The sequence below is a fragment of the Moraxella sp. TY6 genome (assembly GCF_048551375.1).
Classification (GTDB): domain Bacteria; phylum Pseudomonadota; class Gammaproteobacteria; order Pseudomonadales; family Moraxellaceae; genus Faucicola.
On sequence record NZ_JBLYZJ010000007.1, the window covers coordinates 23,540 to 47,605 of the forward strand.

At 44.5% G+C, this 24,066-nt stretch carries 34 protein-coding genes; 29 read left to right on the top strand and 5 right to left on the bottom strand.

The features are described 5' to 3' along the window. Nucleotides 1-153: 153 nt before the first annotated feature. Both ACK1U4_RS06565 and ACK1U4_RS06570 read right to left on the bottom strand, forming a co-directional pair. A complete protein-coding gene (locus tag ACK1U4_RS06565) occupies nucleotides 154-375 on the bottom strand; it encodes a hypothetical protein (RefSeq protein WP_419400084.1) in 222 nt (73 codons plus the stop codon). Nucleotides 376-540: 165 nt separating this feature from the next. After that, nucleotides 541-1,353 carry an ORF6C domain-containing protein gene (locus tag ACK1U4_RS06570; RefSeq protein ID WP_419400085.1) on the bottom strand — a complete coding sequence of 271 codons (813 nt, stop codon included), beginning with the start codon at nucleotides 1,351-1,353 and terminating at the stop codon, nucleotides 541-543. Between the two features lie 153 nt (nucleotides 1,354-1,506). Here ACK1U4_RS06570 and ACK1U4_RS06575 point away from each other — a divergent pair, with 153 nt between their 5' ends. The 20 genes from ACK1U4_RS06575 to ACK1U4_RS06670 all read left to right on the top strand — a co-directional run bounded on the left by ACK1U4_RS06575 (nucleotide 1,507) and on the right by ACK1U4_RS06670 (nucleotide 13,343). After that, on the top strand, nucleotides 1,507-1,776 hold the full coding sequence (locus tag ACK1U4_RS06575) for a hypothetical protein (RefSeq protein ID WP_419400086.1): 270 nt from the start codon (nucleotides 1,507-1,509) through the stop codon (nucleotides 1,774-1,776). Then, nucleotides 1,773-4,103 carry a Mu transposase C-terminal domain-containing protein gene (locus tag ACK1U4_RS06580; protein WP_419400087.1) on the top strand — a complete coding sequence of 777 codons (2,331 nt, stop codon included), beginning with the start codon at nucleotides 1,773-1,775 and terminating at the stop codon, nucleotides 4,101-4,103. The genes ACK1U4_RS06575 and ACK1U4_RS06580 overlap by 4 nt, the downstream gene beginning before the upstream one ends. An 80-nt stretch (nucleotides 4,104-4,183) precedes the next feature. Then, complete coding sequence (locus tag ACK1U4_RS06585) at nucleotides 4,184-4,963, top strand: AAA family ATPase (RefSeq protein ID WP_419400088.1); 780 nt, start codon at nucleotides 4,184-4,186, stop codon at nucleotides 4,961-4,963. Nucleotides 4,964-4,975: 12 nt separating this feature from the next. Next, the gene (locus tag ACK1U4_RS06590) at nucleotides 4,976-5,626 is read left to right on the top strand and encodes a hypothetical protein (RefSeq protein WP_419400089.1); all 651 of its coding nucleotides are present in this window, start codon (nucleotides 4,976-4,978) and stop codon (nucleotides 5,624-5,626) included. A 111-nt stretch (nucleotides 5,627-5,737) separates the two neighbouring features. Then, nucleotides 5,738-6,073, top strand: a complete 336-nt coding sequence (locus tag ACK1U4_RS06595; protein ID WP_419400090.1) for a hypothetical protein — start codon at nucleotides 5,738-5,740, stop codon at nucleotides 6,071-6,073. Then, nucleotides 6,061-6,480, top strand: coding sequence for a LysR family transcriptional regulator (locus ACK1U4_RS06600; RefSeq protein ID WP_419400091.1), 420 nt, complete (start codon nucleotides 6,061-6,063; stop codon nucleotides 6,478-6,480). Before ACK1U4_RS06595 ends, ACK1U4_RS06600 begins: the two co-directional genes overlap by 13 nt. Next, a complete protein-coding gene (locus ACK1U4_RS06605) occupies nucleotides 6,477-7,043 on the top strand; it encodes a hypothetical protein (RefSeq protein ID WP_419400092.1) in 567 nt (188 codons plus the stop codon). Before ACK1U4_RS06600 ends, ACK1U4_RS06605 begins: the two co-directional genes overlap by 4 nt. Then, nucleotides 7,043-7,300, top strand: a complete 258-nt coding sequence (locus ACK1U4_RS06610; protein WP_419400093.1) for a hypothetical protein — start codon at nucleotides 7,043-7,045, stop codon at nucleotides 7,298-7,300. Before ACK1U4_RS06605 ends, ACK1U4_RS06610 begins: the two co-directional genes overlap by 1 nt. Further along, complete coding sequence (locus ACK1U4_RS06615; RefSeq protein ID WP_419400094.1) at nucleotides 7,293-7,910, top strand: DUF3164 family protein; 618 nt, start codon at nucleotides 7,293-7,295, stop codon at nucleotides 7,908-7,910. The genes ACK1U4_RS06610 and ACK1U4_RS06615 overlap by 8 nt, the downstream gene beginning before the upstream one ends. A gap of 43 nt (nucleotides 7,911-7,953) precedes the next feature. Then, a complete protein-coding gene (locus ACK1U4_RS06620; protein ID WP_419400095.1) occupies nucleotides 7,954-8,262 on the top strand; it encodes an HU family DNA-binding protein in 309 nt (102 codons plus the stop codon). A 65-nt stretch (nucleotides 8,263-8,327) separates the two neighbouring features. Continuing rightward, complete coding sequence (locus ACK1U4_RS06625) at nucleotides 8,328-8,789, top strand: gp16 family protein (RefSeq protein WP_419400096.1); 462 nt, start codon at nucleotides 8,328-8,330, stop codon at nucleotides 8,787-8,789. 36 nt (nucleotides 8,790-8,825) lie between these two features. After that, nucleotides 8,826-9,221: a Mor transcription activator family protein gene (locus ACK1U4_RS06630; protein WP_419400097.1), complete on the top strand. Its 396-nt coding sequence runs from the start codon at nucleotides 8,826-8,828 to the stop codon at nucleotides 9,219-9,221. A 112-nt stretch (nucleotides 9,222-9,333) separates the two neighbouring features. Continuing rightward, a complete protein-coding gene (locus ACK1U4_RS06635) occupies nucleotides 9,334-9,906 on the top strand; it encodes a D-Ala-D-Ala carboxypeptidase family metallohydrolase (RefSeq protein WP_419400251.1) in 573 nt (190 codons plus the stop codon). Then, nucleotides 9,906-10,172: a hypothetical protein gene (locus ACK1U4_RS06640; RefSeq protein ID WP_419400098.1), complete on the top strand. Its 267-nt coding sequence runs from the start codon at nucleotides 9,906-9,908 to the stop codon at nucleotides 10,170-10,172. The genes ACK1U4_RS06635 and ACK1U4_RS06640 overlap by 1 nt, the downstream gene beginning before the upstream one ends. Beyond that, nucleotides 10,165-10,368, top strand: a complete 204-nt coding sequence (locus ACK1U4_RS06645) for a TraR/DksA C4-type zinc finger protein (protein ID WP_419400099.1) — start codon at nucleotides 10,165-10,167, stop codon at nucleotides 10,366-10,368. Before ACK1U4_RS06640 ends, ACK1U4_RS06645 begins: the two co-directional genes overlap by 8 nt. Further along, nucleotides 10,365-10,706, top strand: coding sequence for a hypothetical protein (locus ACK1U4_RS06650; RefSeq protein WP_419400100.1), 342 nt, complete (start codon nucleotides 10,365-10,367; stop codon nucleotides 10,704-10,706). The genes ACK1U4_RS06645 and ACK1U4_RS06650 overlap by 4 nt, the downstream gene beginning before the upstream one ends. Further along, nucleotides 10,703-11,020 carry a hypothetical protein gene (locus tag ACK1U4_RS06655; RefSeq protein WP_419400101.1) on the top strand — a complete coding sequence of 106 codons (318 nt, stop codon included), beginning with the start codon at nucleotides 10,703-10,705 and terminating at the stop codon, nucleotides 11,018-11,020. Before ACK1U4_RS06650 ends, ACK1U4_RS06655 begins: the two co-directional genes overlap by 4 nt. 94 nt (nucleotides 11,021-11,114) lie before the next feature. Then, entirely contained in the window at nucleotides 11,115-11,666 is a 552-nt protein-coding gene (locus ACK1U4_RS06660; RefSeq protein ID WP_419400102.1) for a DUF3486 family protein, read from the top strand. After that, nucleotides 11,663-11,797 (top strand): hypothetical protein, encoded by a 135-nt coding sequence (locus ACK1U4_RS06665; protein ID WP_419421666.1) that lies wholly within the window; start codon nucleotides 11,663-11,665, stop codon nucleotides 11,795-11,797. The genes ACK1U4_RS06660 and ACK1U4_RS06665 overlap by 4 nt, the downstream gene beginning before the upstream one ends. Beyond that, complete coding sequence (locus ACK1U4_RS06670) at nucleotides 11,787-13,343, top strand: hypothetical protein (protein WP_419400103.1); 1,557 nt, start codon at nucleotides 11,787-11,789, stop codon at nucleotides 13,341-13,343. Before ACK1U4_RS06665 ends, ACK1U4_RS06670 begins: the two co-directional genes overlap by 11 nt. On the opposite strand, the gene ACK1U4_RS06675 is transcribed toward ACK1U4_RS06670, so the two are convergent. Genes ACK1U4_RS06675 through ACK1U4_RS06685 form a run of 3 tightly spaced genes read right to left on the bottom strand, consistent with a single transcriptional unit; the run spans nucleotide 13,344 to nucleotide 15,283 of the window. Beyond that, nucleotides 13,344-13,679 carry a hypothetical protein gene (locus ACK1U4_RS06675; protein ID WP_419400104.1) on the bottom strand — a complete coding sequence of 112 codons (336 nt, stop codon included), beginning with the start codon at nucleotides 13,677-13,679 and terminating at the stop codon, nucleotides 13,344-13,346. A gap of 18 nt (nucleotides 13,680-13,697) precedes the next feature. Further along, nucleotides 13,698-14,258, bottom strand: coding sequence for a hypothetical protein (locus ACK1U4_RS06680; protein WP_419400105.1), 561 nt, complete (start codon nucleotides 14,256-14,258; stop codon nucleotides 13,698-13,700). An 8-nt stretch (nucleotides 14,259-14,266) separates the two neighbouring features. Further along, a complete protein-coding gene (locus ACK1U4_RS06685) occupies nucleotides 14,267-15,283 on the bottom strand; it encodes a hypothetical protein (protein WP_419400106.1) in 1,017 nt (338 codons plus the stop codon). 219 nt (nucleotides 15,284-15,502) lie between these two features. Here ACK1U4_RS06685 and ACK1U4_RS06690 point away from each other — a divergent pair, with 219 nt between their 5' ends. From ACK1U4_RS06690 to ACK1U4_RS06730, 9 genes are all read left to right on the top strand, one after another. Then, a complete protein-coding gene (locus tag ACK1U4_RS06690; protein WP_419400107.1) occupies nucleotides 15,503-17,161 on the top strand; it encodes a DUF935 domain-containing protein in 1,659 nt (552 codons plus the stop codon). Further along, entirely contained in the window at nucleotides 17,161-18,513 is a 1,353-nt protein-coding gene (locus ACK1U4_RS06695) for a phage minor head protein (RefSeq protein WP_419400108.1), read from the top strand. Before ACK1U4_RS06690 ends, ACK1U4_RS06695 begins: the two co-directional genes overlap by 1 nt. A 177-nt stretch (nucleotides 18,514-18,690) precedes the next feature. Further along, nucleotides 18,691-19,170 (top strand): phage virion morphogenesis protein, encoded by a 480-nt coding sequence (locus tag ACK1U4_RS06700; RefSeq protein WP_419400109.1) that lies wholly within the window; start codon nucleotides 18,691-18,693, stop codon nucleotides 19,168-19,170. A gap of 222 nt (nucleotides 19,171-19,392) precedes the next feature. Further along, entirely contained in the window at nucleotides 19,393-20,505 is a 1,113-nt protein-coding gene (locus ACK1U4_RS06705) for a phage protease (protein ID WP_419400110.1), read from the top strand. A gap of 71 nt (nucleotides 20,506-20,576) precedes the next feature. Continuing rightward, complete coding sequence (locus ACK1U4_RS06710; protein WP_419400111.1) at nucleotides 20,577-20,993, top strand: hypothetical protein; 417 nt, start codon at nucleotides 20,577-20,579, stop codon at nucleotides 20,991-20,993. Between the two features lie 10 nt (nucleotides 20,994-21,003). Next, nucleotides 21,004-21,933 (top strand): hypothetical protein, encoded by a 930-nt coding sequence (locus ACK1U4_RS06715; RefSeq protein ID WP_419400112.1) that lies wholly within the window; start codon nucleotides 21,004-21,006, stop codon nucleotides 21,931-21,933. 17 nt (nucleotides 21,934-21,950) lie between these two features. After that, nucleotides 21,951-22,868, top strand: a complete 918-nt coding sequence (locus tag ACK1U4_RS06720; protein ID WP_419400113.1) for a Mu-like prophage major head subunit gpT family protein — start codon at nucleotides 21,951-21,953, stop codon at nucleotides 22,866-22,868. Nucleotides 22,869-22,977: 109 nt separating this feature from the next. Then, nucleotides 22,978-23,415: a gp436 family protein gene (locus tag ACK1U4_RS06725; RefSeq protein WP_419400114.1), complete on the top strand. Its 438-nt coding sequence runs from the start codon at nucleotides 22,978-22,980 to the stop codon at nucleotides 23,413-23,415. Continuing rightward, complete coding sequence (locus tag ACK1U4_RS06730; RefSeq protein WP_419400115.1) at nucleotides 23,415-24,026, top strand: phage protein Gp37; 612 nt, start codon at nucleotides 23,415-23,417, stop codon at nucleotides 24,024-24,026. The genes ACK1U4_RS06725 and ACK1U4_RS06730 overlap by 1 nt, the downstream gene beginning before the upstream one ends. The last annotated feature ends 40 nt before the right edge of the window (nucleotides 24,027-24,066 follow it).

Consider the following 24,066-nt stretch of genomic DNA (forward strand, 5'->3'; position numbering starts at 1 on the left):
AGTCAGTGGTAGCAAGGATTTAGGAAAAGTGTTGGTGAGAGTAGAAGCCCTATCGTGATGATGGGGCTTTTTCTATTTTATTTTAGACTAAATGTGGATAACTTTTTTGAGGGGGTGATTTTAATAAGTTATTTTAGACTAATTCGGTGTAAGTTAAGCGACCTCGACAGGGGAAGAAGGTGTCAGTGTGGCGTTAATGAGTGTCGCCATGTCCGCAGGTGATGAGGCGGTCAGTGTGATGCGTGTGCCTGTGATGTGGTCAATGGTGGCGGTGATGGCTGGTGTGGTGTTGGTGGCTAGAAGCTGTGCCAGTTCTCGCTTGATGCCGTCCTTGGTGGTGTGTCCGTTCTCTGCAATTAGGGGATGTCTGTCCAAGTTATACGCAATAAACTTGGACAGTAGGACAAAATATAAACAACTTGTCGTAGTTTTATTTTTTAATAAAAAACAATAACTTACACAAACAAAAAAGGAAATAAAAATTTAAACTTAGACACGGTAAAAAAGTTATTGGTTTATTTTGTCTAAGTTTAATCCAGTTTATTTTGTATTGGCTTTGCCTACTTGGTAAGCAACAGCGTTATAAAGCTTTCTAAGTTGGTCATTATCAAGCTGAGTTGAACTGGTGACATCAAATTTTTTCTGTAAGTAATCATCATACCATTCTTGTAGGTTCAGTTTCTTAATATTGGTGTGAATATAAGAATATTGGCGTTTACGAACAGAGTCTATATCAGTTTTCAAGGCAGTTTTTGTTGAAGTTAATCGCCCTATCCATTGTTGCAGATATTTTCTAGCAGTTTCATATTTTTCTAATGGTATTAGGTGATATGAGGTGACTTTTAAATGTTTGTTAAGAGAAGCCCATACTGCTCTGAAAGACTTTGCAGATTTTGGTGTGCGGTATTTTTGTTCAGCTTCAACAATTTCATTCACCAATCTTTGTAAATTGGCTTTTTGTTCATCGGTAATATGTTCATCCCCTGCTTTGACTTCGGCTTTGGTGCGAGTTATGTGCTGTTGGGTATTGACTTGATGAACTGTTGAGCCAGACCCAGCAAAAACACTATTGCTAACATTACCCTGAATGTTGTTGGTAATAGTTTCCTTTTCCTCTGCTTTCATCACGTCAGAAATATTTTTGGATTCTATGCCAGTAATAATGTATTGAATATCTAAGCCAAGTTGTGATGCTTGGGCTAAAAATTCTGCTGACATAACGCTTTTTCCAACTTCATATAATCGCATTTGTTCTCTTGTTTTGCCTGTTTGGTGAGCAAGATTAGCCTGCGAATAGCCTAATCTACTACGTTCTTCAACTAATCTAATACCCATATCTTCTTTGGTTAACATAACAAATAATCCTTATTAATAAATTAATTTCCAAATAATATTGACATGCCAAATATATTTGGATAACATTGCACTCAATGAAGTGAAGTAGCTACCGCAGTTCATTATTGAAGTTAAAAAATGAATGTAAATGAAACTATATGAGGTGATTGTATGAATGCTGATGAAATTTATCAAGCGTTAAAGCAACGAGGTTACAACGCAACTACGATTGCTGAAGCGTTAGATGTGCGTCCTCAATCGGTAGCGACTGTGATTCGTGATGGACATGGCAGTAAAAAAATTGCAAAAGCTGTAGCTTTGGCAGGAAATTATGAGTTTGAAGTTATGTTTCCTTTTTATAAAGAGAAACAGGAGCGTAAAGCAAGGCGTACAAGCAAAATTACTGAATTAAAAAATGAGTTGGCTTTGGGGGCGGTATGAAAGCCTATTATTCTGCTAAAGAATTGTACCAGTTAGGAGTTTTAAATGGTGCAAGTGAGCGGACAATCAAGCGGACAGCTTCTAAAGAAAACTGGTCTTTTCGTGATAGAGAAGGTCGTGGTGGTGGTGTGGAATATGCTGTTGATAGTTTTTGTCAAGAAATTCAAGCTGAAATTAAAGCTAAGTTGCTTCAGCAAATGGCTGATAGCGTTGAGTTACCTGCACAAATCGTGGGTAACGCTCCGCTAACCCACGCTACGGCTAAGAATCCCCCCCAACCCCCCTTTAAAAAAGGGGGGAGTGAGATACGGGCAGTCAATGCTAACCCTACCCTACTCGCAGACTGGCAACGTAACTGCGGTACGGCTCGCCTCGCTATCGTCCGCCATGTGCTTGAAGTGGCTGAACTGATTGGCAAAACCAAGGCAGTCGAAAAAATGGTCAGCGATAGCAAAGACGGTAAACTGACCGCCACCCTCGCTGATACGCTAAGACGTGCCAATGCCAAGGCAGGGGCTAAGGCAGGGGCTAAAACGGAGAATGGCGGTAACGCTAAGGTCAGCCGTGCGACTTTATTTAACTGGCTGAAAATAGCAGAAGAAGCCACTGAGAATGATAGCCTAGTGGCGTTACTCGCTCCGAAAAGTCGTGAAATCGTGGTACACAGCTGGTCTGCGTTGCTATTGAAGCTATGGCAACAGCCAACCAAGCCAACATTGAGCGAAGTCATGCGACAACTGGCACAGGCATTGAACGGTGAAAACGTGCCAACTCGTAGCCAAGCGGAGTATTTCCTAAAACAACGTGTTGGCAATGTTGAATTACAACGTGGGCGGATGGGTAGCCGTGAGATTAAGAATATTTTGCCCTTTATCCGCCGTGATACGTCTATGTTGTTTCCAACGGATATTTATACCGCTGATGGTCATACCTTTGATGCGGAAGTGGCTCACCCTTTGAGTGGCAAGCCATTTCGCCCTGAAATCACCGTCATTATTGATGTGGCAAGCCGTAAAGTAGTTGGCTACTCAGTGGATTTGGCAGAAAGTGGGCTGGCGGTATTGTCGGCTATCACAATGGCGGTGTGTGTGAATGGTGTGATGGCGATTTTTTATGTCGATAACGGTACAGGCTATAAAAATGCCTTAATGAGTGCTGAGGGCGTGGGTTTGATGGATAGGCTTGGCACTGAAATTAAGCATAGTTTGCCATACAACTCACAAGCTAAAGGTATCATTGAACGCTCGCATCAGACGATTTGGGTGCGATTGGCAAAACGCCTACCGACCTATATTGGCAAAGATATGGACAAACAAAGACAGCAAGCGGTGTTTAAGAAAACTCGCCAAGAAATCAAGGAGTTTGGGCAGTCTAATACGTTGGTGTCGTGGGATGAGTTTTTGAAACTGTGTGCGGAGGCGGTGAATGAGTATAACAATCAACCGCATAGCTCATTGCCTCGCCGTGTGAATAAATTGACTGGCAGACGTGGCAATATGACACCGCAGGAATATTGGGACTTGAAGGTGGCGGAAATGCCACAGCATGGCTTGAGCCTTGTGACAGTGAGCGAAGCCGAGGCGTTGGACTTGTTCCGACCTCGCACTGAAGCCACGGTGGAACGCTGTGAGATTAAGATTTTTAATCATATCTACTTTAGCAAAGATTTGACTGAGTACCACGGTGAGCGGTTGCAGGTCGGCTATGACGTACATGACCCAATGCAGATTTGGGTGTATGACTGGGACGGCAGACTATTGGCAGTGGCAAAACTCCATGCCAATCGACAAGCCTATTATCCGCAGTCGGTCATTGAGCAGACACGCCAAAAACGCTTGCAGGGTCAGCTTAAACGCAATCAAAACAAGGGCAAAGAGATTTTGGAAACCATGTCGCCAAGTCGTGTATTACAGCATATCGACACCATGCGATTGCCCCAAGCGGAGATTGATTTGGCACAGGCGAACTGGGCGAAGGTGCTTGAGGGTGAGGCGGTTGAGATTGTTGTGGATAAGGTGGGTTATGCCAAAACGGCTAACCCAACCTACGAACCTGCTACCACCTTGGATACGGTCATCGACAATGATAATGAGAAGTTTGAGCGTTGGCTGGCGTTAGATGCACGCAAAACCGCAGGTGAAATGCTTGATTCTAACGATTTTGATTTTTGGGATTTGTTTCGAGATACCAAACTTTGGCGAAACAAGATGGCAACTTATAAGGGAGGAAATACAACGCCCACAGGTGTGGACGCTATGGGGAATAACGATGGATGGCAGTCCGATGTTATCCGATTTGATGGTTTTAACAAGGGTTTTATTAACTAAGTTTTGTAATGGTGCGTGGAACGCACCCTACAAGAGCAATGGTGCGTAGGACGCACCTTACCGTAACAATGAGGAATAGTATGAAAGAAAATGCAAGTAATGTCAACTTATCGCCTGTGAGCGGTGGTGTGGCTCAAGTCACGAATGTCGCAATGCTACACGATGCGATTAAATACACAAAAGACCGTAACCCAAATCTGCCCGGTATCTGTGTGTTTTATGCCCCCAGTGGCTTTGGTAAGTCGGTGTCAGCCAGTTATGTGGCGACTTTGACAAGGGCTTATTATGTGCAAGCTTCAAGCATTGACACCAAGAAGTCATTTTTGGAAAAGGTGCTACGTGAAATGAATATTGCCCCAGTGGGGACAGCGACAGGAATGCTGGATTTAATCAGTAGTGAACTGGCAAAAAGTGGCAAGCCGTTGATTGTGGATGAGTTTGACCATTTGGTGACGGCAGGGGGTAAAGGTGGCAAGGTTGAGCTGATTCGAGATATTTATGAAAGCTCACAGGGGACAATTATCATTATTGGGGAAGAGATGTTACCTAAAAAATTGGAGCGTTGGGAGCGATTCCACGGTCGTGTATTGAATTGGGTACAGGCTCAACCTGCAAGCATAGCGGATGCAATGCTATTGGCTCAAATATACTGCGAAAAAGTGGCGATTGATGAAGCTGTTTTGGCTGAATTGGTGGGTGCAGTGCGTGGCTCAACTCGCCGTGTGTGTACCAATCTTGAGATGTTGGGGCAGAAGGCTAGAGAAAATGGACAACGCTCTGTGGCATTTGATGACTTAAAACGCCTATTACCACATGGCTTTATTACTGGCGAATCGCCAAAACCACGGTCATTCTTTTAATAGGGGGTAGTTATGTGTTGTCGCTGTCAATTAAATCCCCCTAAATCCCCCTTTATGAAAGGGGGTGTTGAGAAACGCTGGGAGCGTAACCCTGCGTTTGACTATCAACCAAATGGCATTGTGCGAGATGCTCGTGAGCAGGTATGGGATATTCTGCGACTTGGCGAGGGTGTCACCACCACCGCCATCTGTGAGCAAGTCACCCAAGCCAACCGTAAGCAAGTGGAATATTGGCTAAAAGGTTGGATTGCAGGGGGCTTTGTCAAAGTCATTGGGGCAAAACGCCCTTTCCAAAACATCATTGTGCGTGATATCGGACAAGAACCGCCAAGAGTGGATAGCTTCGGTAAGCCTGTGGCAACACCGCTGAATGAATCGGCATGGCGTGCAATGCGTATTCAAAAGACCTTTAATGCTCGTCAAATCGTGGCAAGCACTGGGGCAAATCTACAAGTCAATACGGTGCGTACTTATCTACGTCAACTGGCAGAAGCTGGCTATCTCAAAGCTGTGTCAGTGGAGCAAGGTATGCTCACCACTTATCAACTAATGGAAGATACAGGCTGTAAGCCACCGCAAGTGCTACGTGGCAAGCGAGTATTTGACCAAAATCTCGGCATTATCGTGTATGAGCCGACCAAATCTGTAAGTATGGTGAATTAAATCAGAAGTCATACTTTGAATGATTGGGCGTATGCAATACGCCCCTACACCACTGTTTTGTTTCTAGTTGAAACGACTATAAATCAACCAAAAATGAAGAAGGATTAAAGCATGAGTACGTTTAAAAATACGTTTGAAAATTGGATTGATGAGGGGCAAAGTCAACAATGCCCTATGTTTCCAGTGATTAACCATGAGCCACTCACGCCTCAAGACAAAGGACGTGCGGAGCGTCTGCACCAATCAAAACAACGCCTAAACGATGAAAAACGCATTAGCGATTGGCTAAAAATTGATGTTATGCACAATCAACAAAAACTGCATGATGATGATATTGAGGCACTGCAAGTGAACGTTGAGAAACTCCAAAGTCAGGTACATGGGCTGATATTTGTGGTCGCTGGGCTGTTGTGCGTCTGCGTAGGGGTGGTGTCATGTCTAGCTTAAATCAGCTAAAAATCACGCCTGTCACCAAGGATAACTGGATTGAGGCGGTGAAAGAGGAGGCGGAGCAAGATGGCTGTAGCTTGACCACAATTGCTGACAAAATCGGCTATGCTCGCCCCAGTCTAAGCCTTGCTGTGAGCGGTAAGTATGTGGGTAGTACCGACCATATTCGTGATGCGTATATTGAGTACCGTAAGCAGGTGCTATGCCCCTATATCAACGACACGGTAAGCCGTAGCTACTGTATCGACCATGCCACAGGTGATGCACCAACCCATCACCCAGCCAAATTGCGACACTGGCAAGCGTGTAAAAAATGTGAGTTTTGTCCTGAACGAGGAAATAGCGAAGCACTGCTTCTTCCGAGTGCAAGAGCCAAGCTAGGATTGGCTGGAGAGGAAAAATGAAAACCAAATGCCCCAACTGTGGTGCGACCCATTCGCTTGACAGCCTAATTATGGCGAACAAAGGCGGTGAAGCCTTTTTGCAAGCCTTTGATGTACCCAGTGAACTCAAAACCGCCATCATTCAATACCTTGGCTTATTCCGCTCGGCAGGGCGTGACCTATCGTTTGACCGTGTGGCAAAGCTACTGGCAGAGCTAAACCCAGTCATCAAAGCAGGTAAAGTCACCTTTGACCGCCAAACCTTTGATACGCCTATCCCTGCGTGGGTGTGGGCGATAGAGCAAGCTATCAAAGCAAGGGATGATGGGCGATTGACATTACCCCTAAAAAATCATAATTGGCTATATGCGGTGATGAGGCAGTTTGACCCTCGCAAAGATGCCCCTGCTAAGACGACCAATGCCAGTCCTGCGTATGGTCAGACAGTGGTATTTAATGGGGTAAAAAAATCCCTGCTAAATGGTAAAACATTTCAGGAAACTTGGGATATTGTAAGCCAAGCTAACAAAGGCAGTGGCGAAACAATGGATGAAACTTATGAGCGAATTAAGGAGCAGTATTAATGCAAAAAATGAAATTAAACCCAGTCAAAGGTTCTTTGAGCGATGGTCTAATGATGGCAACGATTGAAATATTACTCTTAGCAGTGCATGACTTGCCTGATTTGGAAAAACGCTTGTTAAAGGCTAAAGAACGAGTGTTATTTAATCAAATTAGCAATCACCCAGAAGTTAAAAAAACGATTGAGAAAGCCCATAAAATCGCAGTTGAACAAGCTACACGCCACAAACTTAATGCACAGGAGCAAGACAATGGCTAACCAAACCCAAATCCCAGAAGGCTACGTCAAAAACGCCAAAGGACACTTAGTCCCTGTTGATAGCGTTAAGGCAATTGACCAACTGCGTGATAGCACTGTCAAAGACATGGTTGTAATCGCCAAAGAACTTAGCGAAGCCATGCGTGAAAAGAAAGAAAAACTGTTTAGTTTGTTTGAAGACTTTGTTCAACTATCCGCCAGTGAATACGATACCAAAGTCGGTGGCGAAAAGGGTAATACCACCATCCTTAGCTTTGATGGTCAACATAAAGTACAACTAGCAGTTAATGACAATATCGTCTTTGACGAACGCCTACAAGTCGCCAAGTCACTGATTGACGAATGTTTGCACGAATGGACAAAGGACAGTAACGACAACATCAAAGCCATCATTGATAATGCGTTCCAAGTCGATAAAGAGGGCAAAATCAATACACGCCGTGTCCTTGGTTTGCGTAGTCTGCAAATTAATGATGAAAAATGGCTAAAAGCGATGGAAGCGATTAGCGACTCTATCCAAGTCACCAGTAGCAAAGAGTATATCCGTGTCTATGAGCGTGATAGTGAGGGTAAATACAACCAAATCCCCTTGGATTTTAGCAATGTTTAAACCGCTACCAGTCGGTTACTGGTAAATCAATCTCAATGGGCGTATGCAATACGCCCCTACTCCAACAAAAGGAAACATTATGAACAAGTCTGAATTAATCGCCAAAATCGCTGAACAAGCTGGCATTAGCAAAACTCAAGCCACTGCCTCGCTACAAGCATTTGAACTGGCAGTCATCGACACCCTTGCCAATGGTGGTACAGTCGAACTCAAAGGCTTTGGCACATTCAAAGTCACTGACCGTAAAGCCAAAACAGGTCGTAACCCAGCCACAGGTGAGCCTATGCAAATCCCTGCCAAAAAAGCCCCAGTGTTTAAGGCAGGAAAAGCCCTCAAAGATGCGGTGAACTAATCACAATCTACCACTAACCAAAGGCGTGTTGCGTGGGTGACACGCCTTTTTTGTAAGGAAAAATCATGGCTAAACAATCTGTACCAAAAACCAAGGCACAAAAAGAACGTGGCAGACTTATCACGTTGATTCATGTTGCCAAAAACGAACTGGGGCTAGACGATGACACCTACCGTGCCATGCTCACCAATACCACAGGCAAAACCTCATCCAAAGACTGCACCCTACCGCAACTGCGTAGCGTACTCGACACCCTCAAAACCAAAGGCTTCACCGTCACCCCCAATCCATCAAAATCATCAGCCCCAAATCTAGGAGAAAAGCCCCAAGTTGATGAAGTCCTACAACCCATGCTAGGCAAAATCGAAGCCCTGCTACTCGATGGTGGCTATACATGGAGCTACGCCAACGGCATAGCTAAGAATATGTTTAATAAAGAAAAAATAAATCTATGCGGTGGTCAAGAAATGCACCAAATCATTGTCGCTTTAGAATATAATAGCAAGCGTAACGCAACAAAAGTCTAAAATCGTTAGATTAACAAAACAAAAGTAGGGGGTAAAATGGCAGTCACAACCACATACCAAAACATCGCTATGGTCATCGGCGAAGAGTCCGCTCAAAAGCTGATAGGTAACTTTGGCGGTACGGAGCTGTATGTGCATACCTGTGACCGTCTGCCCCCTAATCATCAGCTTGTCACGATACTGGGTGAGGAAGTTGCAAAACGTCTATGTCACTACTATGGTGGGCGTGTGCTAGATGTACCGCTGAATAAACAAGCCGTGATAAAAAACCGCAATGCCGAAATCATCAAACTTGCCAAAGATGGGGTATGTCCAAACGACCTTGCCAAGCGGTTTACCCTTCATGTCCGTACTATTCGCAAAATCATCGAAAAGGATATCAAAGAGCGTGCCAATGCGGTGTATGCGATGAGGCAGTTTAGTTTGTTTTGATTATGGATGTTACCCCCTCCAGCTCCGCCCTTGGCAGGGGGAGAGCCAATAAGCACAAAAACCGTTAGATAGTGATATATCTAACGGTTTTTTTGTGCTTGTTTGTTTGAGCGTGTTTTTAGGCAATGGGGCAAAATCGGAACTGTGCCAAGTATTGCCATGCGTGGCGTGTGGGTATGATGGGGGAAAAGTCAGAAAAGGTCATATCATGCAAATCACCGCCAACTTTAGCCTTGCCGAACTCACCCATAGTAATACTGCTGTGGCTCGTGGTATCGCCAATACACCCACCGAAGCACACAAGCAAAACCTAATCCATGCCTGTGTCAACCTATGGCAACCAATGCGTGACCTACTTGGTAAGCCTGTACATATCAACAGTGGCTACCGCTCAACAGCCGTCAATAAAGCGGTGGGCGGTAGTCCGACTTCTGCTCACAGTATCGGCTTTGCCATTGATTTTGTATGTCCTGCCTTTGGTTCACCTCGTGAGATTGTGCAGTTTTTGGCAACCGAACTACCCAAACATGGGATTGGCTTTGACCAAATCATTCTTGAATTTCCTGATACTGACAATAGCTGGGTGCATATCGGCTACAAAAACCAAGCAGGTCGCCAACGTGGGCAGGTGCTGACTGCCAAAAAAGTGCGTGGTAAAACCGTGTATCTACAGGGGATTCAGTAGTGAAAAACCTTGAACTTGTACCGCATTGGCAGACTGGGTGGAAGTGGTTTAGCACATGGGCGTTTGCGTTGATTGTGTTTTTTGCCAGTGTACCTATGCCACCTGAAATCATGGCGTTAATCCCTGCTGAGTACCAAAAGCACGTGGTTAGCTTGGTGGCTTTGTGTGGCTTGATTCTACGCTTTGTTAAGCAGTCACACCCAAACATTGAGCCAATAAGTTTAACCCTATCAGATGGGGATATTAAGGGCGGTGAGAATGGGTGATATCGTTGACCGTGCCAATGAAGAGGCAGACCGTTGGCTACAATATCAAATCGCCAAAACCCACCACGAAGCCACAGACGACACCGAGTGTATCGACTGTGGCGAACCTATCGGCACGGCTCGCAAAAAATCCATACCGTGGGCGGTGCGGTGTATGAAATGCCAAACAGAACATGAACAAGGTGGTAAGCGATGACGTTAAATCTTGAAGCCTATCAAGCCATTATGCTCGCCATCACCATTGGTGGGTCAATCTTTGGGGCAGGTAAAGCCTTTTTTGGGCGGATTGAAACCTCGCTCAAAGAACGTGATGATGGGCTAAAAGCTGAAATTGCAAAAGTCAATGAAAACGTGAGTAAAGAGTCCGAAGCAATTCGCAAACTTGACCGTGAGCTACTTATGCTGAAAGCCGAATTGCCTCGTGAGTATGTCGCCAAAGCAGACTTTGTGCGGTCATTTACGGTGGTAGAAGCCAAAATTGATGCGGTGCAGTTAATCCTTGTTAAAATTGCTAATAAAGAGAAATCAGAATGACTATTGATTTATTAAGTACACGGCGTGCAGGAATGCGTTGGCATCTGATGAACGCCCTCGACAAAGCACGCCCTATCGGTGCAATGGATACCTTGCTACTTGATGTGATGCGTGAAATCTATCCTGATGTGACTGCCAATGAGTTACACACACAGATGGACTACCTTGAGGATAAAAGCATGATTGAGATATCACGCTATCCCAATGGGTATTGGCACGGCTGTCTGACCTGTGAGGGTGTGGACGTGGTGGAATATGTGAGCGACTGCCCTGTGGGTGTGGCTCGTCCTGTGAAATACTGGCAGGGGTGCTAACATGGGTGCAGTAATTGGCTTAATGATTGGGGTAGCTATTGGGTTTGTTTTTGGCTATGCCGTGGCAAAAGGCATTTGGGGATAGGAGGTCAGTATGGCTCGTGAAAGTGCGATAGACCGCCTGCCTAGTGATGTCAAAAAGTTGCTTGATGACAAACTGTTTGAGAATGGCTTTAACGGTTACATTGACCTTGAAACATGGTTGCGTGAGCAAGGCTATGAGATTAGCAAATCATCTATCCACCGCTATGGGCAAAAGGTGGAGAAAAAACTGGCAATGATACAAGCCAGTACCCAAGCGGCGATGATGATTGCGGAGCAAGCCCCTGATGATGCCGATATGCGAAGCCAAGCGGTATTATCACTGGTGCAGTCTGAAATCTTTGATGCGTTGTTAGACTTTCAAAACGCCACTGATGAAGAGAATGCTATGAGTCCTGCTGACCGCCTCAAGCTATTGGGGCAAGCAGGTAAAGGGATTGCGAATATCACCACCGCCTCGGTGAATCAGAAAAAATGGCAGACTGAGGTCAAAGACAAAGCCCAAAAGGCTGCCGATGCGGTGGAGAATATCGTGTCAAAAGGTGGGCTAAATGCAGAAACCGTACAGATGATACGGCGTGAAATACTGGGGATTGCGGAATGACAGGTCAATCATTAGGGTTTGCGGTCTTGGTTATCTGTACAACCATATTGGAATTAAAAGGGCATAGTACACAAGGGCTTTGGATTGGTGTTGTGCTTTGGGCATTTTTTGGTAACTTCAATGGTAAATAATACACCGCCACTCCTCGACAGCACCGCCACGCTCACCGCCCCTGCGGTGTTATTGCCATACCAACAGGCTTGGCTCGCTGATGACAGCCAACTTAAAATCGCTGAAAAATCACGCCGTATCGGACTAACATGGGCGGAAGCGGCTGATAATGTGCTTATCGCCTCTAGCGACAAGAAAAATGGCGGTCAGAATGTGTATTATGTCGGCTATAACCAAGACATGACGGTGGAGTTTATCGAAGCCTGTGCCATGTGGGCAAGGGCATTTGACTATGTGGCAAGCGAAATCGAAGAGGGCTTGTGGGAAGACGAAGACAAGCAAATCAAAACCTTTACCATTCGCTTTCCCAAGTCCAAGCACCGTATCACTGCCTTATCTAGCCGTCCCTCTAACTTGCGTGGTAAGCAGGGCGTGGTCGTCATTGATGAAGCAGCGTTCCATGAGGATTTGGCAGGGCTGATTAAAGCTGCGTTGGCGTTGCTGATTTGGGGTGGTAAAGTCCGTATCATCTCAACCCATAACGGTGATGAAAACCCATTTAACGAACTGATTAACGAAGTGCGAGGCGGTAAACGCAAAGGCTCGGTGTTTCGCTGTGACTTTGCCGAAGCCGTAGAGCAAGGGCTATACAAGCGTGTTTGCCTCCGCCGTGGTATCGAGTATGACCCCATCGCAGAAGCCAACTGGGTGCAAGAAGTCTATGACTTTTATGGTGATGATGCGGATGAGGAGCTGGATGTCATCCCCTCGCAGGGGTCAGGGCGGTGGCTGTCATCGGCATTGCTTGAGCGACTGGCAAATGAGGCTGTGCCTGTGTTGACATTTACCGCTCCCAAAGGCTTTGATACTTGGAGTGAAGAGGCTCGTGTGGTGGAGGTGGACAATTGGCTAACACAGACAGTCGCCCCTATCCTTGATACGCTTGCCCCACAGGACAGCTATTTTTATGGCTTGGACTTCGCTCGCAAACGTGATGCTTCGTCTATGTGGGTGCAGGGGCAACGCATGAACCTCAAACGCTATTGTGCCTTTGTGCTGGAGATGATAAAAGTCCCTTACAATCAGCAAAAGCAAATCCTCGTGTATGTGACGGACAGGCTACCACGCTTTATCAAGTCGGCACATGATGCGACTGGTAACGGTGGCTACTTGGCGGAACAAATGCAAATCAAGTGGGGTGAGCGTGTCGAGGCGGTGATGCTGTCGGAGGGTTGGTATCGTGAGCATACGCCTCACTTTAAGGCAAGCCTAGAGGATGGGACGATTGAGGATATGCCAGCCAATAAGGATATCCGTGATGACCACTTGCTATTTCGTAAGGTGAAAGGGGTCGCCAAAATCCCTGCGGAACGCACCAATTCGCAAGATGGCAGTAATAAGCGACATGGGGATAGTGGGATTGCTCATTTGCTGTGTGATTATGCCAGTACCATGCCGATGGCGAGTATGGAATGGACACCTGTGCCGATTGGGGGACAAGTGCCGAAAGGGATGGAGGATATGTGGGAAAGTGGGGGTTATGGGGAGATGGGTGGGTTTGTGTGATTAGTCACAACTGCCTTCCGCCCTTCTGACATAACCTAAATGACAAATACCGTCACGACAAATGGGAACTTGTTTGAATGCGGTGCATTTTCTACCATACTCTGGCATAGTTTCAGTTCTATCAGGTATTACTTTGGTTTCCACATATTTAAATTTTTCAGCTTCAGATGTTCCAAGTATAGATTTATTATCTTCTGTTTTCACGTTTGATAATAATACTTTGCCATCATCGCTTTTGAAAATGTGCATTGTACCGCCTTTATACGTTTGGGTATAAGGCTTGGCAATAGCAAGTAAAGGCAAAGCTATCAGATAAACTAAAAGTAATTTTTTCATGTTAAACCTTCCAAAACTCTATGATTTACCCATTAATCTATCTAATGCTTTTTTTCTACCCTCTTTACGAATTTCACCGAGTGCTATTTGAGCTTTCAAGTCAGTAATATCTTGATAAATCTTATAAGCATTATAAATACTGAATGTCCATGTCAATAGGTAACTAATAGAAATAATATAAGTAAACTTGATAAAAGTAGTTAAGGAAGTAGAGGCTTTGGCAATATTTGGAATAATTGGTTCAATGCTACTATGTATTGCACTAAGTATGATTGCAGACAAAACATAAAATATTAATACTCTTAATAACCTTGCAGTTCTATCACTTACGTCTGCTTGAATACGATTGAATTCAGATTCCAATATTTTTGTTTGCTCTTTTGTATCATTAAGCTTAAAAAATGTTTGGGCGATTAAAGCTACGATGAAAAAAGCTGATGTTTGAAACCATTTAAAACTAATAGAAAATAGCACTGGATTATTGAATAAAATAAATCCAATTAGTATTGAAAACGCTACGATTGATGTAATAATCATCGTAATATTAAAAATGCCTTTGCTATCATATAAAAAGTTCATAATCAGCCTTAACTGTCAGATATATTCTCTTTTAAAAACTGGAATAAATCTGCTCTTAATTGTATGTGATTGATACCATCATCAAACGTTTCAACTTTAATGATTTTAGTTTGTCTAAACTCATCACCTCGTAATGAACCACCACCTTCATATTCAACTCTAAAATCCTCATCATCAAGATTTACCAATGATGTCGCTATTGTATCTATAATAGTCTGTCCAGATTCTGATGTCTCACTAACTTTACCTTTTATGCGTAAAGTTATATCAATAAATAAATTATCATCTTGAAGATTATCTTTGAGTTTTTTGGAAAGTTTTTTATCCAAACCTAATTCTTGAATAACAGCGTTAAAAAGCCCAGACCTTTCATTATTGAAAGAAAAATTTGCAGATTTAAAGCCCGTAATATTTTTAGGTTGCTGTTCATTTGATGCTTCAATTTTTTGACTTAACTTAACAGACTTTGCAGGTTTTTCTCTGAAGATATCTTTGGCTTGTTGGCTAGGCATATCTTTAAATAAAATAATATTACCACCTAGCAAATTCGCACCACTTTCTCCCAGTAAATAATTCAAATACTCACTCAGTCTATTTATTCTAATTGAACTACTTTGAATAACGGCTACATGGTTGCCTGTAATACCAAAATACAAAGTATTCTCTATAAATTCTTTTTGATATTGGTTTAGATTAGTTTCTGTAGTGTTATTCACATCATCAACGGTAACTAATCTTGTAGGATATCTTTTTACCCCATCTTCAAAACTGATAATGGTCTGAAATTTATTTTTTTCAATGTAGATTAATTCACCATAAATCATGCCATTTAATACACTGACTTCATTCAGAAAATAAAAATCTTCTGAATTGGCATTATTTTTATAATGACGATTGTCAGGTATTGGGAATTTACAATTTTCATCCAATAATGCTTGTTGTAACAAGTCACTAAGCTGTTGGTTTTTTCCAACTATTGCTTGTTTGTAGTATACTGTGCGAGATTTTTTAAAACTACGGCTCAAGATATTATCCTCTTTTAAAGGGTTGGCGTATAGAGGCTGAACAAACAAAACGTCAATTGGTGACGTGACATTTTCTGAAACGTTAGAAGTAATATTGTACAATCATAAGTTAAATCTAACGCTTTTTGCAAGGTATAAATAGTTTAAATCGGAACAACGCCAACTATCCCAAAACCTACCAACCGCATACACTCAAGCTAAAATCTTGAGGACTGCCCTATGTCATGGTACAACCACCCACTCACCGCCCTAAAAGCCATACCCAACTCTATCAAACTGTTTAACAAAAACCAACTCAACCAAACGCAAACCGCCTCTTATCAAGAGCAACGCAGTATGACCGCCTATGGAGCGGAGTTTGAACACCCTGCCGTAGGTCTGACCCCTCGCAAAGTCCATAACCTACTCACCCAAGCCGAAGCAGGCAGTATGGGGGCAATGCTCGCCTTGTTTGAGGACATGGAAGAGCGTGACCTGCATATCCTAGCCGAAATGAGCAAACGCAAACGTGCTGTCGTCAAACTGGATTGGCAAATCAAAGCCCCTGCCAATGCTGATGCTAACGAACAAAAATACACCGATGCCATCGCCTCTATGCTAGAAGCGGTGGAAAACTGGGAGCAAATCATCACAGACAGCCTAGATGCCATTGGCAAAGGCTACTCATGCCACGAACTGCATTGGGTGCGTGATGGCAACCTTTGGCTGATTGATGATATCAACTGGCAGACACCGCATCGTTTTACTATCGACCCATTTAACCCCAATCAATTACGCCTATCAGGTGGCGGTATTGGTGATGATGAGGACTTGTGGGAAAACGCATGGCTAGTCCATACCCACAAAGCCAAATCAGGCTACCTTGTGCGTGGTGGGCTACACCGTGCCTTGGTATGGTCGTATGTGTTTAAGAACTACAGCGTGCGTGACTTGGCGGAGTTCTTGGAGATTTATGGGCTACCCTTACGCCTAGGAACTTATCCAGCAGGGGCGACAGAGGGTGAGAAATTTACCTTACTCAAGGCAGTGATGGACATTGGACATCGAGCGGCAGGGATAATTCCGCAAGGCATGATGATTGACTTCAAAGAGGCTGCCAAAGGCTCGTCCGACCCATTTATGGATATGGTGAAATGGTGTGAGCTGTCGCAGTCCAAAGCTATCTTGGGTGGTACATTAACCAGTCAAGCTGATGGTAAGTCATCGACCAATGCCCTCGGCAAAGTACATGAAGAAACTCGCCTAGAAATCCGTGACAGCGATGCCAAACAGCTTGCCAGTAGTATCAGCCGTGATGTGATTGGGGCGTTGATGCGGATTAACTACCCCGATGTATCGCCTAGACGTTATCCAAAGTTTGTATTTGATATCTCCGAAAATGAGGATATCAGTGTATTTGCCGAAGCCTTGCCAAAACTTGTTGGCATTGGTATGAAAATCCCAGTTGAATGGGGGCATGAGAAACTGGGGATTCCACTAGCGAATGAGGGTGAGCCAGTATTATCAATGGTACAAACTAACAATACAGCAAACCAAGCACCGCTAACCGCTCAACTGGCTAACCTTACTTTGCTCAACAAAAGCCAAGCGGATAAGCCTATCCCTGCCGAAACCACCGCAGAAAGCCAACGTATGGCGTTAGAAACTGGGGCGAATGCAGTGCTGTCTAACGAATTTTTGGCAGATATTGGCAAACATCTAACGGCGGATATGGTGCAAGCGTTACAAGGCTTTGATAGCTTTGAAGAGGCATTGGGCTATCTGTCGGACAATGTGCCAAGTGATAACCCTAAGCTGATGGCAAGCCTACAACAGATGATAGCCGTATCAATGGCGAAAGGCATTGATGACCAGCTAACCGCTCGTGGGGGTCAGTAATGCCAAAAGGGCTAACAACTGGCATGGATTTTCGGTCACCGCCAACTGATGCCATCCACTACCTGCAACAAAGATATCCGCAAGCCAGTTGGGCTTATACCGATTTGCTCGACAACGCCCATGACCGTGCCTTTGTGGTGGCGAAGATGATGGATGTGGACTTGGTAAGTACGGTACAGCAAAGCCTTGTCAAAGCCATGCAGGACGGCACAACCTACAAAGCATGGGCTAAAGATATCGACAAGGTACTTGCCAAAGCTGGCTGGTATGATGGACAAATCAATGTGGATAGTGAGGGCAATGCCAAAAAAGTCGCCACAGGTGGACAGCACCGCCTAGAAACCATCTACCGCACCAATATGGCAAGTGCGTATGAGGCAGGACGGCAAAAGGTGATTTTTAATGAGCGTGAACATGACCCTTTCCCCTTTGTCATGTATTCCGCCATCATGGACAATCGTACTCGCCCAACGCATAAGGCATTGCACGGCAAGGTAATGGCAAAAAGCGACCCTGCTTGGCAGTCCATCAGCCCACCCAACGGCTATAACTGTCGCTGTACTATCGTGGAGCTGACACAGGGGCAGATAGACCGCTACGGCTATACCGTCAGCAGTAGCGATGGCAAGCTATCAACGGAGGTAGTCGAACTGCCAAACGGCAATACCGCCCAACGTACTTTGTTTGAACTGGATAATGGAGCGGTATTTAAGACGGATGTGGGGTTTAACCACGCTCCCAAAGTCCTACCCATGCAAGCGTTATTTGACAAAGCGATATTGGCAGAGCCGAAACTGGCTACCAAAGTGCTTGAGCAAACCCTCAACAACCCTCGTGTGGTCGATGACCTTGCCAAAACTTTTAGGACATTTGCCAGTCCGATTGTGGCACAGATACCGCCCCCCAATGCTCCGCCTGTGGTGATACGCAATACAGGGGCATACCAACACGTTGGGGCGTTGGATAGTCAAGTGGTAACCGTGCTAGAAACTCATGGGATTAACCTACAAACGCCTGTACTTACCATCACTGATGACGATGTTACTCATGCTATGCGAACAGATAAGCATAACCCAGTACCACAAAGTTGGTTTTTGGATTTGCCAAAGCATCTTGCCAAGCCTGATGCGGTATTACTTGACACTCTACAAACACAACCTACGATATTACTGGCGTATGTGATGCCAAATAATATGTGTTACAAAGTTGCGGTAAAATTGAATTACGCTGGCAAGCTAAAAGTAGAGGGTAAAAAAATGAAGGTATTGCGGAATAATGTGATAACCACACAGATTGTGGCGATTGGTAATTTGCAACAAGTTGAATATGTGGTGTTACAGGGGAAGATATAAAATGGCTACAGCTGACTCATTTCAATCCACATTTGCAAAATTGCAAATGACTGTGACTACGGCTGACTCGAACAGCATAATAAGCACCAAGTAATCTTGGCTCTTAACCGTTACCCATTGGAAACAATAGCCACAGCTTTATTATGCAATCAAACCTAACAAAAATCAAGGTGCTAGATGACAATTAATCTTGATGCCAGTGAGCTAGACAGGGTATTACAACACGCCTCGCAACATCTCACCAATACCGAACCGCTGATGGAGGATATCAGCCGTCAATTGGTCACAGAAACTAACTTAAATTTTGATTTTGGTGGACGACCTGTATGGGCTGGGCTATCGCCTGTGACATTGGCAAGGCGTAGAGGCGGTGCAGGGTGGATATTGCAAGACACAGGTAAACTTAAAAAGAGTATTACTAGTAGTCATACCATCGATACCGCAACGGTAGGCACGAATTTAAAATATGCTCCCACTCACCAATTTGGAGCAACGCAAGGACAGTATGGCTATACCAAACGCAATAGCCCAATTCCTTGGGGTGATATCCCTGCTCGTCCATTTATTCCGATGGATAAAAATGGCGATATCAGCTATGACGGATTTTTGGCAGTGCGTGAGGTGGTAAATAATTATTTGGCAGGGGCATTTGCATAATGGGGTTTATATCAATTTAAAGTGCGTTAGATGGGTGTTAGATTTGATGTTAATGATAATTTGGTATCTTTGTAGCTTATTCAACATAAACGCCTAAATACAGGCGTTTTTTTATGCGGTGAATTTATTAAAAATCAGACCCCAAAAAACTCGGAAATCTGCCATTTATCTTTTGGGGATAAAGGTTGGCATGATACGGCTATCAATCATTAGTAGGTGCTTATGAAACTATCTGCATTATCTCTAGCCTTAAACCAAACTGGCATACCTGCCAATCATTTTTTGATATTCCCTGAAGGGACAAACATCAAAGCGGTGGATGGTCGTCCAGATGATGTTGACGGCTGGGTGATGCAATCTGATAACGGTACGGCATTAGCAACCGCCCTCAATCAGTCTGCCAAAGATTTGGTAATCGACTACGAACATCAGACCATTCTTGCCAAAGAAAACGGAAAACCTGCCCCAGCGGCAGGGTGGCTAAAAGCAGGTGGCTTTGTGTATGTCGATGGTGTCGGCTTGTGTAGTACACAGTATAACTTTACCAAAAAAGCCCAAGAATATATCGACAATAAAGAGTACCGCTTTAAATCACCTGTCATCTTGTATGACAACAAAGGCGTGGTGAATGGCTTGCATAGTGTCGCCCTGACCAATGACCCTGCTTTGACCATTCTTGACGAACTCAAACCCACTTTGCTGACAGCAACGATTAGCATTAACCAACCCTCTAGCAATCAATCTCAACAGGACAACCCCATGAACAAACTCCTTGCCCTAGTTGTCGCAAGTCTTGGCTTGCCGACCACTACTACCGAAGACCAAGCAGTGACAGCCTTGTCACAAAATATTGACGTTATCAAAACCAAAGCCACGGCTAAAGGCTTGGCGTTAGATGATAGCCAAACCTTGGCAAGTCTAACCGCTGAACTTGATAAAGTCGGTGAACCAATTCCTGCTACTTTGGAGCAAAAAGAACCCGACCCTGCCAAGTATGTGCCGATTGAAGTGGTGACTGCGTTAAATGAGCAAATCGCTCAACTGCAAGGTAACCAAAAAGACCCAGCTGAAGAGGCAGTACAAGAAGCATTAAGCAATGGTCAGCTACTCCCTGCTCAACAAAACTGGGCAATGCTGTATGCCAAGCAAGATTTGGCAGGTTTTACTGCATTTTTGGCAAAACAACCCAAAATCACCGCCTTGACCCAAAGTCAAACCGCAGGTAAGCCAGTGCCACCCACTCAAACCCAAGTTGCGTTGACCGCTGATGTGGAACTGGTAGCACAGCAGATGGGGCTAGATGCCAAAGACTTGGTAAGTAATATGGCTGGTTAATTACCCTAATACTTTAACTGGGCGTATGCGATACGCCCCTACATAAAATCATTTATATGTAAGGAAAGATTATGAAAGATGTGCCGTATCGTGATGGGATTCGTATTCCGTTACTGGTTGCAACAGGGGTAGCTATTGTGACTAATCAAATGATTGCTACCAATGAACAAGGCTTCGCTGTCCCTGCACATGATGCAACGGCTAAGTTATTTTTTGGACGTGCCGAGCATGACATGGATAACAGCAAAGGGGCGGATGGTGCAGGTTATATCACTATCACTCGCAATCGTCATTTTATGCTTGCCAATGATGCCACTGCTCCACTAACCCAAGCAGACATTGGTAAGCCAGTGGCTTATCTAGCGGATGGTGTGGTGGGTAAAGCCACGCAAGGCAAGCTTATCGCAGGTACACTGATGGGGCTAGACAGCGGTGGTACGCACGTTTGGGTAGAGGTTGGTGGTGTACCAACTGGTGTAATGGCATAGGATAACGACAATGACGAATTACAGAGATGGCAAACGTAATAGCATCAAATTGGCAAGTCGTGTTGTTATTACCCTTGGTGCATTGGTCGCTGTCAATGCTCAAGGTTATGGTGTACCTGCTACCAATACGGACGCTGTCAAACTGATGGGTATGGCGTTACATGATGTCGATAACAGCCAAGGGGTTGATGGCTCAACAGCGGTGATGGTGGGGCGTAATCAGCAATATTTGCTCAAATGCGATACAGATAAGTCAATCACTCAAGCAGACATTGGCAAGACTGCCCTATTGACTGCTAGTCATACCGTAGTGACAACAGGAGATAACCTGTTGTCAGTCGGTGAAATCATGGGTGTAGAGCCTGATGGCTATGTGTGGGTGGAGATTGGCTTTGGTAATACGATTAGCCATAAATCATCAGACACACCGCCAGCTCCTGTGCCAATGCCGATACCAAGTGGTAAGTCAAACATTGATTTTAATCACTTAGAGAACTGTGTGTATGTTAATGGGCAACTACAATTTACAGATGGCACTCTACAAAATAGCGAGAAAGGTTATCAGGCTATCACAAATAAAATACCATCAAATGGAATTGAGCTTTTTAGACCTGCTGGACCATTCAGTATCTTTATTGGCTATAGTGAAAATGTATTTGACTATAAAAATGGTACAGCAAAAGGTGTCTTGCTGGATTTTGTAGCAGGGAACTATGAAAATTTTGATATGTTGGTAGTAGGGAGACAAAAGACAATTAACATGTCAAACCCTGTTGGCGAAACAATCCGTATTAGTCGCTATGATAACAGAATCGTTTTTGAATGTGGCTACAATGGTGGCAATATCATCACTGATGACATGATTACGGATGCCCCCTATTTTGGTATTGTGATGTTTAATACTAACAATCTACCAATTTCAGCAATTGAAGTATTATAACTAATAGGTAATAACTTATGCAAATCAATCAAACAACGCTCAACACCATCGCCACAGGTCTAAATATGACCTTTAACAATGCGTTTAAAGCCACTGAAACCAACTGGCAAAAAATGGCAATGTCCGTGCCATCCACTGGCAAGCTAAATACCTATGCTTGGCTTGACAAATTCCCTGCCATGCGTGAATGGATTGGCGATAAAGTCATTAACAAACTCAAAGCCCAAGGCTATCAGATTGTTAATAAAGACTTTGAATCCACCATCGAAGTACACCGCAACGACATCGAAGACGACAATATCGGTCAATACGGCACGTTAGTCGAACAAGCGACTTGGTCAGCAGCACAACTGCCTGATGAACTGATTGCAGACTTGCTAAAAAACGGTCACGTCAACTTATGCTATGACGAAAAACCATTCTTCGCCAGCGACCATGAAGTTTTAGTGAATGGTAAAAAAACCAAATACAGTAACCTTGGTAAAAAGAAACTATCCGTTGCCAGTAAAGATGATGCTGAAACCAGTTATGGTGTAGTTCGTACAAAAATGCGTGAAATCAAAGACGAATTTGGTCGTAGCCTAAAAGTCCTCCCAACATTACTGGTCGTGCCACCAGCGTTAGAAGGCATAGCAAAAAAATTACTTATGGCTGAAAAGTTCGATGATGGCAGTATCAATATCTACAAAGGCACAGCCGAACTGCTGGTACTGGACGACTTGGACACTGACAATGAATGGTACTTGCTGGATGAGCATATGCCTGTGAAGCCGTTGATTTTGCAGATTCGTAAAATCCCTACATTCGTCAAACAAACTGGCATGGACAGCGATGATGTATTTAACCGTGCTACGTTTAAGTTTGGTGTCGAGGCTCGCTATGGTGCTGGATATTCATTTTGGCAGTTGGCGTACAAATCAACTGGTGAAGAATAATACCAAGCCCAAAAATTAGAGTCGTAGGGGCGTAATGCTTACGCCCTGTTTGAAATTTCAAATATTGGGCTTATGCAATAAGCCCCTACAAATCGCCTTGGAATGACTGATGAATACCAATACCTACGCCACGCTTGATGCCATGATTGCTCGTTTTGGTCGTGGGGATTTAGTCCAAATTACCGACAACGAACCGCCTTATACAGGTGAGATTAATCAAATCAAGCTACAACTAGCGATTGATAGTGCCAATGCGGAAGTGGATGCCTACCTTGCCAAAAAGCTGACTGTACCCACCGTGCTACAGTCGCCATTTGTGCAGATGATGGCGTGTGATATCGCTCGCTATCATGTGGTATTGGGGGCAAGCCGTGTCAGTGAGCGTGATGAAAAACGCTACAAACTGGCAGTGGATAACCTTAAGGCAGTCAATGAGGGCAAAATCGGCATTGGGGCAAGTACCACTACCGCCAATGCTGTGCCATCGACTAACTTGGCACAGATGACCACTGGTCGTCCGACTGTGTTTGGTGGGAGTGGTTGGTAATGGCAACGCCGATTCTCACAGCGATAGAGCAAGGTATCAAAGACACGATTAAGGCTTACTACGACACACACGGTCACAACGTGCGTCAGATTAAGTCGTATGGTGGTGACTTTGACTTGCAAAGCCCTGATGAGTTTGCTCAAGTGGTCAGCCAGTTCCCTGCAATTTGGGTCACGTTTAAACAAGCCAAAGCCCCAAGCCAAACCAGTAACCGCAAAAAAAGCCGTGAATATGTGTTTACCGTGCTAGTCGGTGCAAAGTCACAACGCACCGAAGAAACGGCACGGCAAGGGGCATTTGATAAAAGTGGCAAACTGCTGACGGTGGGTAGTTATCAGCTTATCAGTGATGTGGAACAGGCGTTAGAACGTAGTAGATTGGGTTTACCCATAGCACCGCTAGAAGGTGGCTCAATCTCAACGCTATTTAACACTCGTACCAATGCCGAAACCGTCAGTGTCCTAGCCTATGACTGGATTGTCACGGCAACGACATCGAGCGTGGCGGATGAGATAGATGAGCCTTGGCTGGATGTGGTGACGGTGGATTATATCTTGGATGAAGCACATGGTTATCAAGCGATAGCCAGTGATATTAACCGATTAACTTAAATGGTGGGTTACGCCAAACAAACGGCTAACTCACCCTACA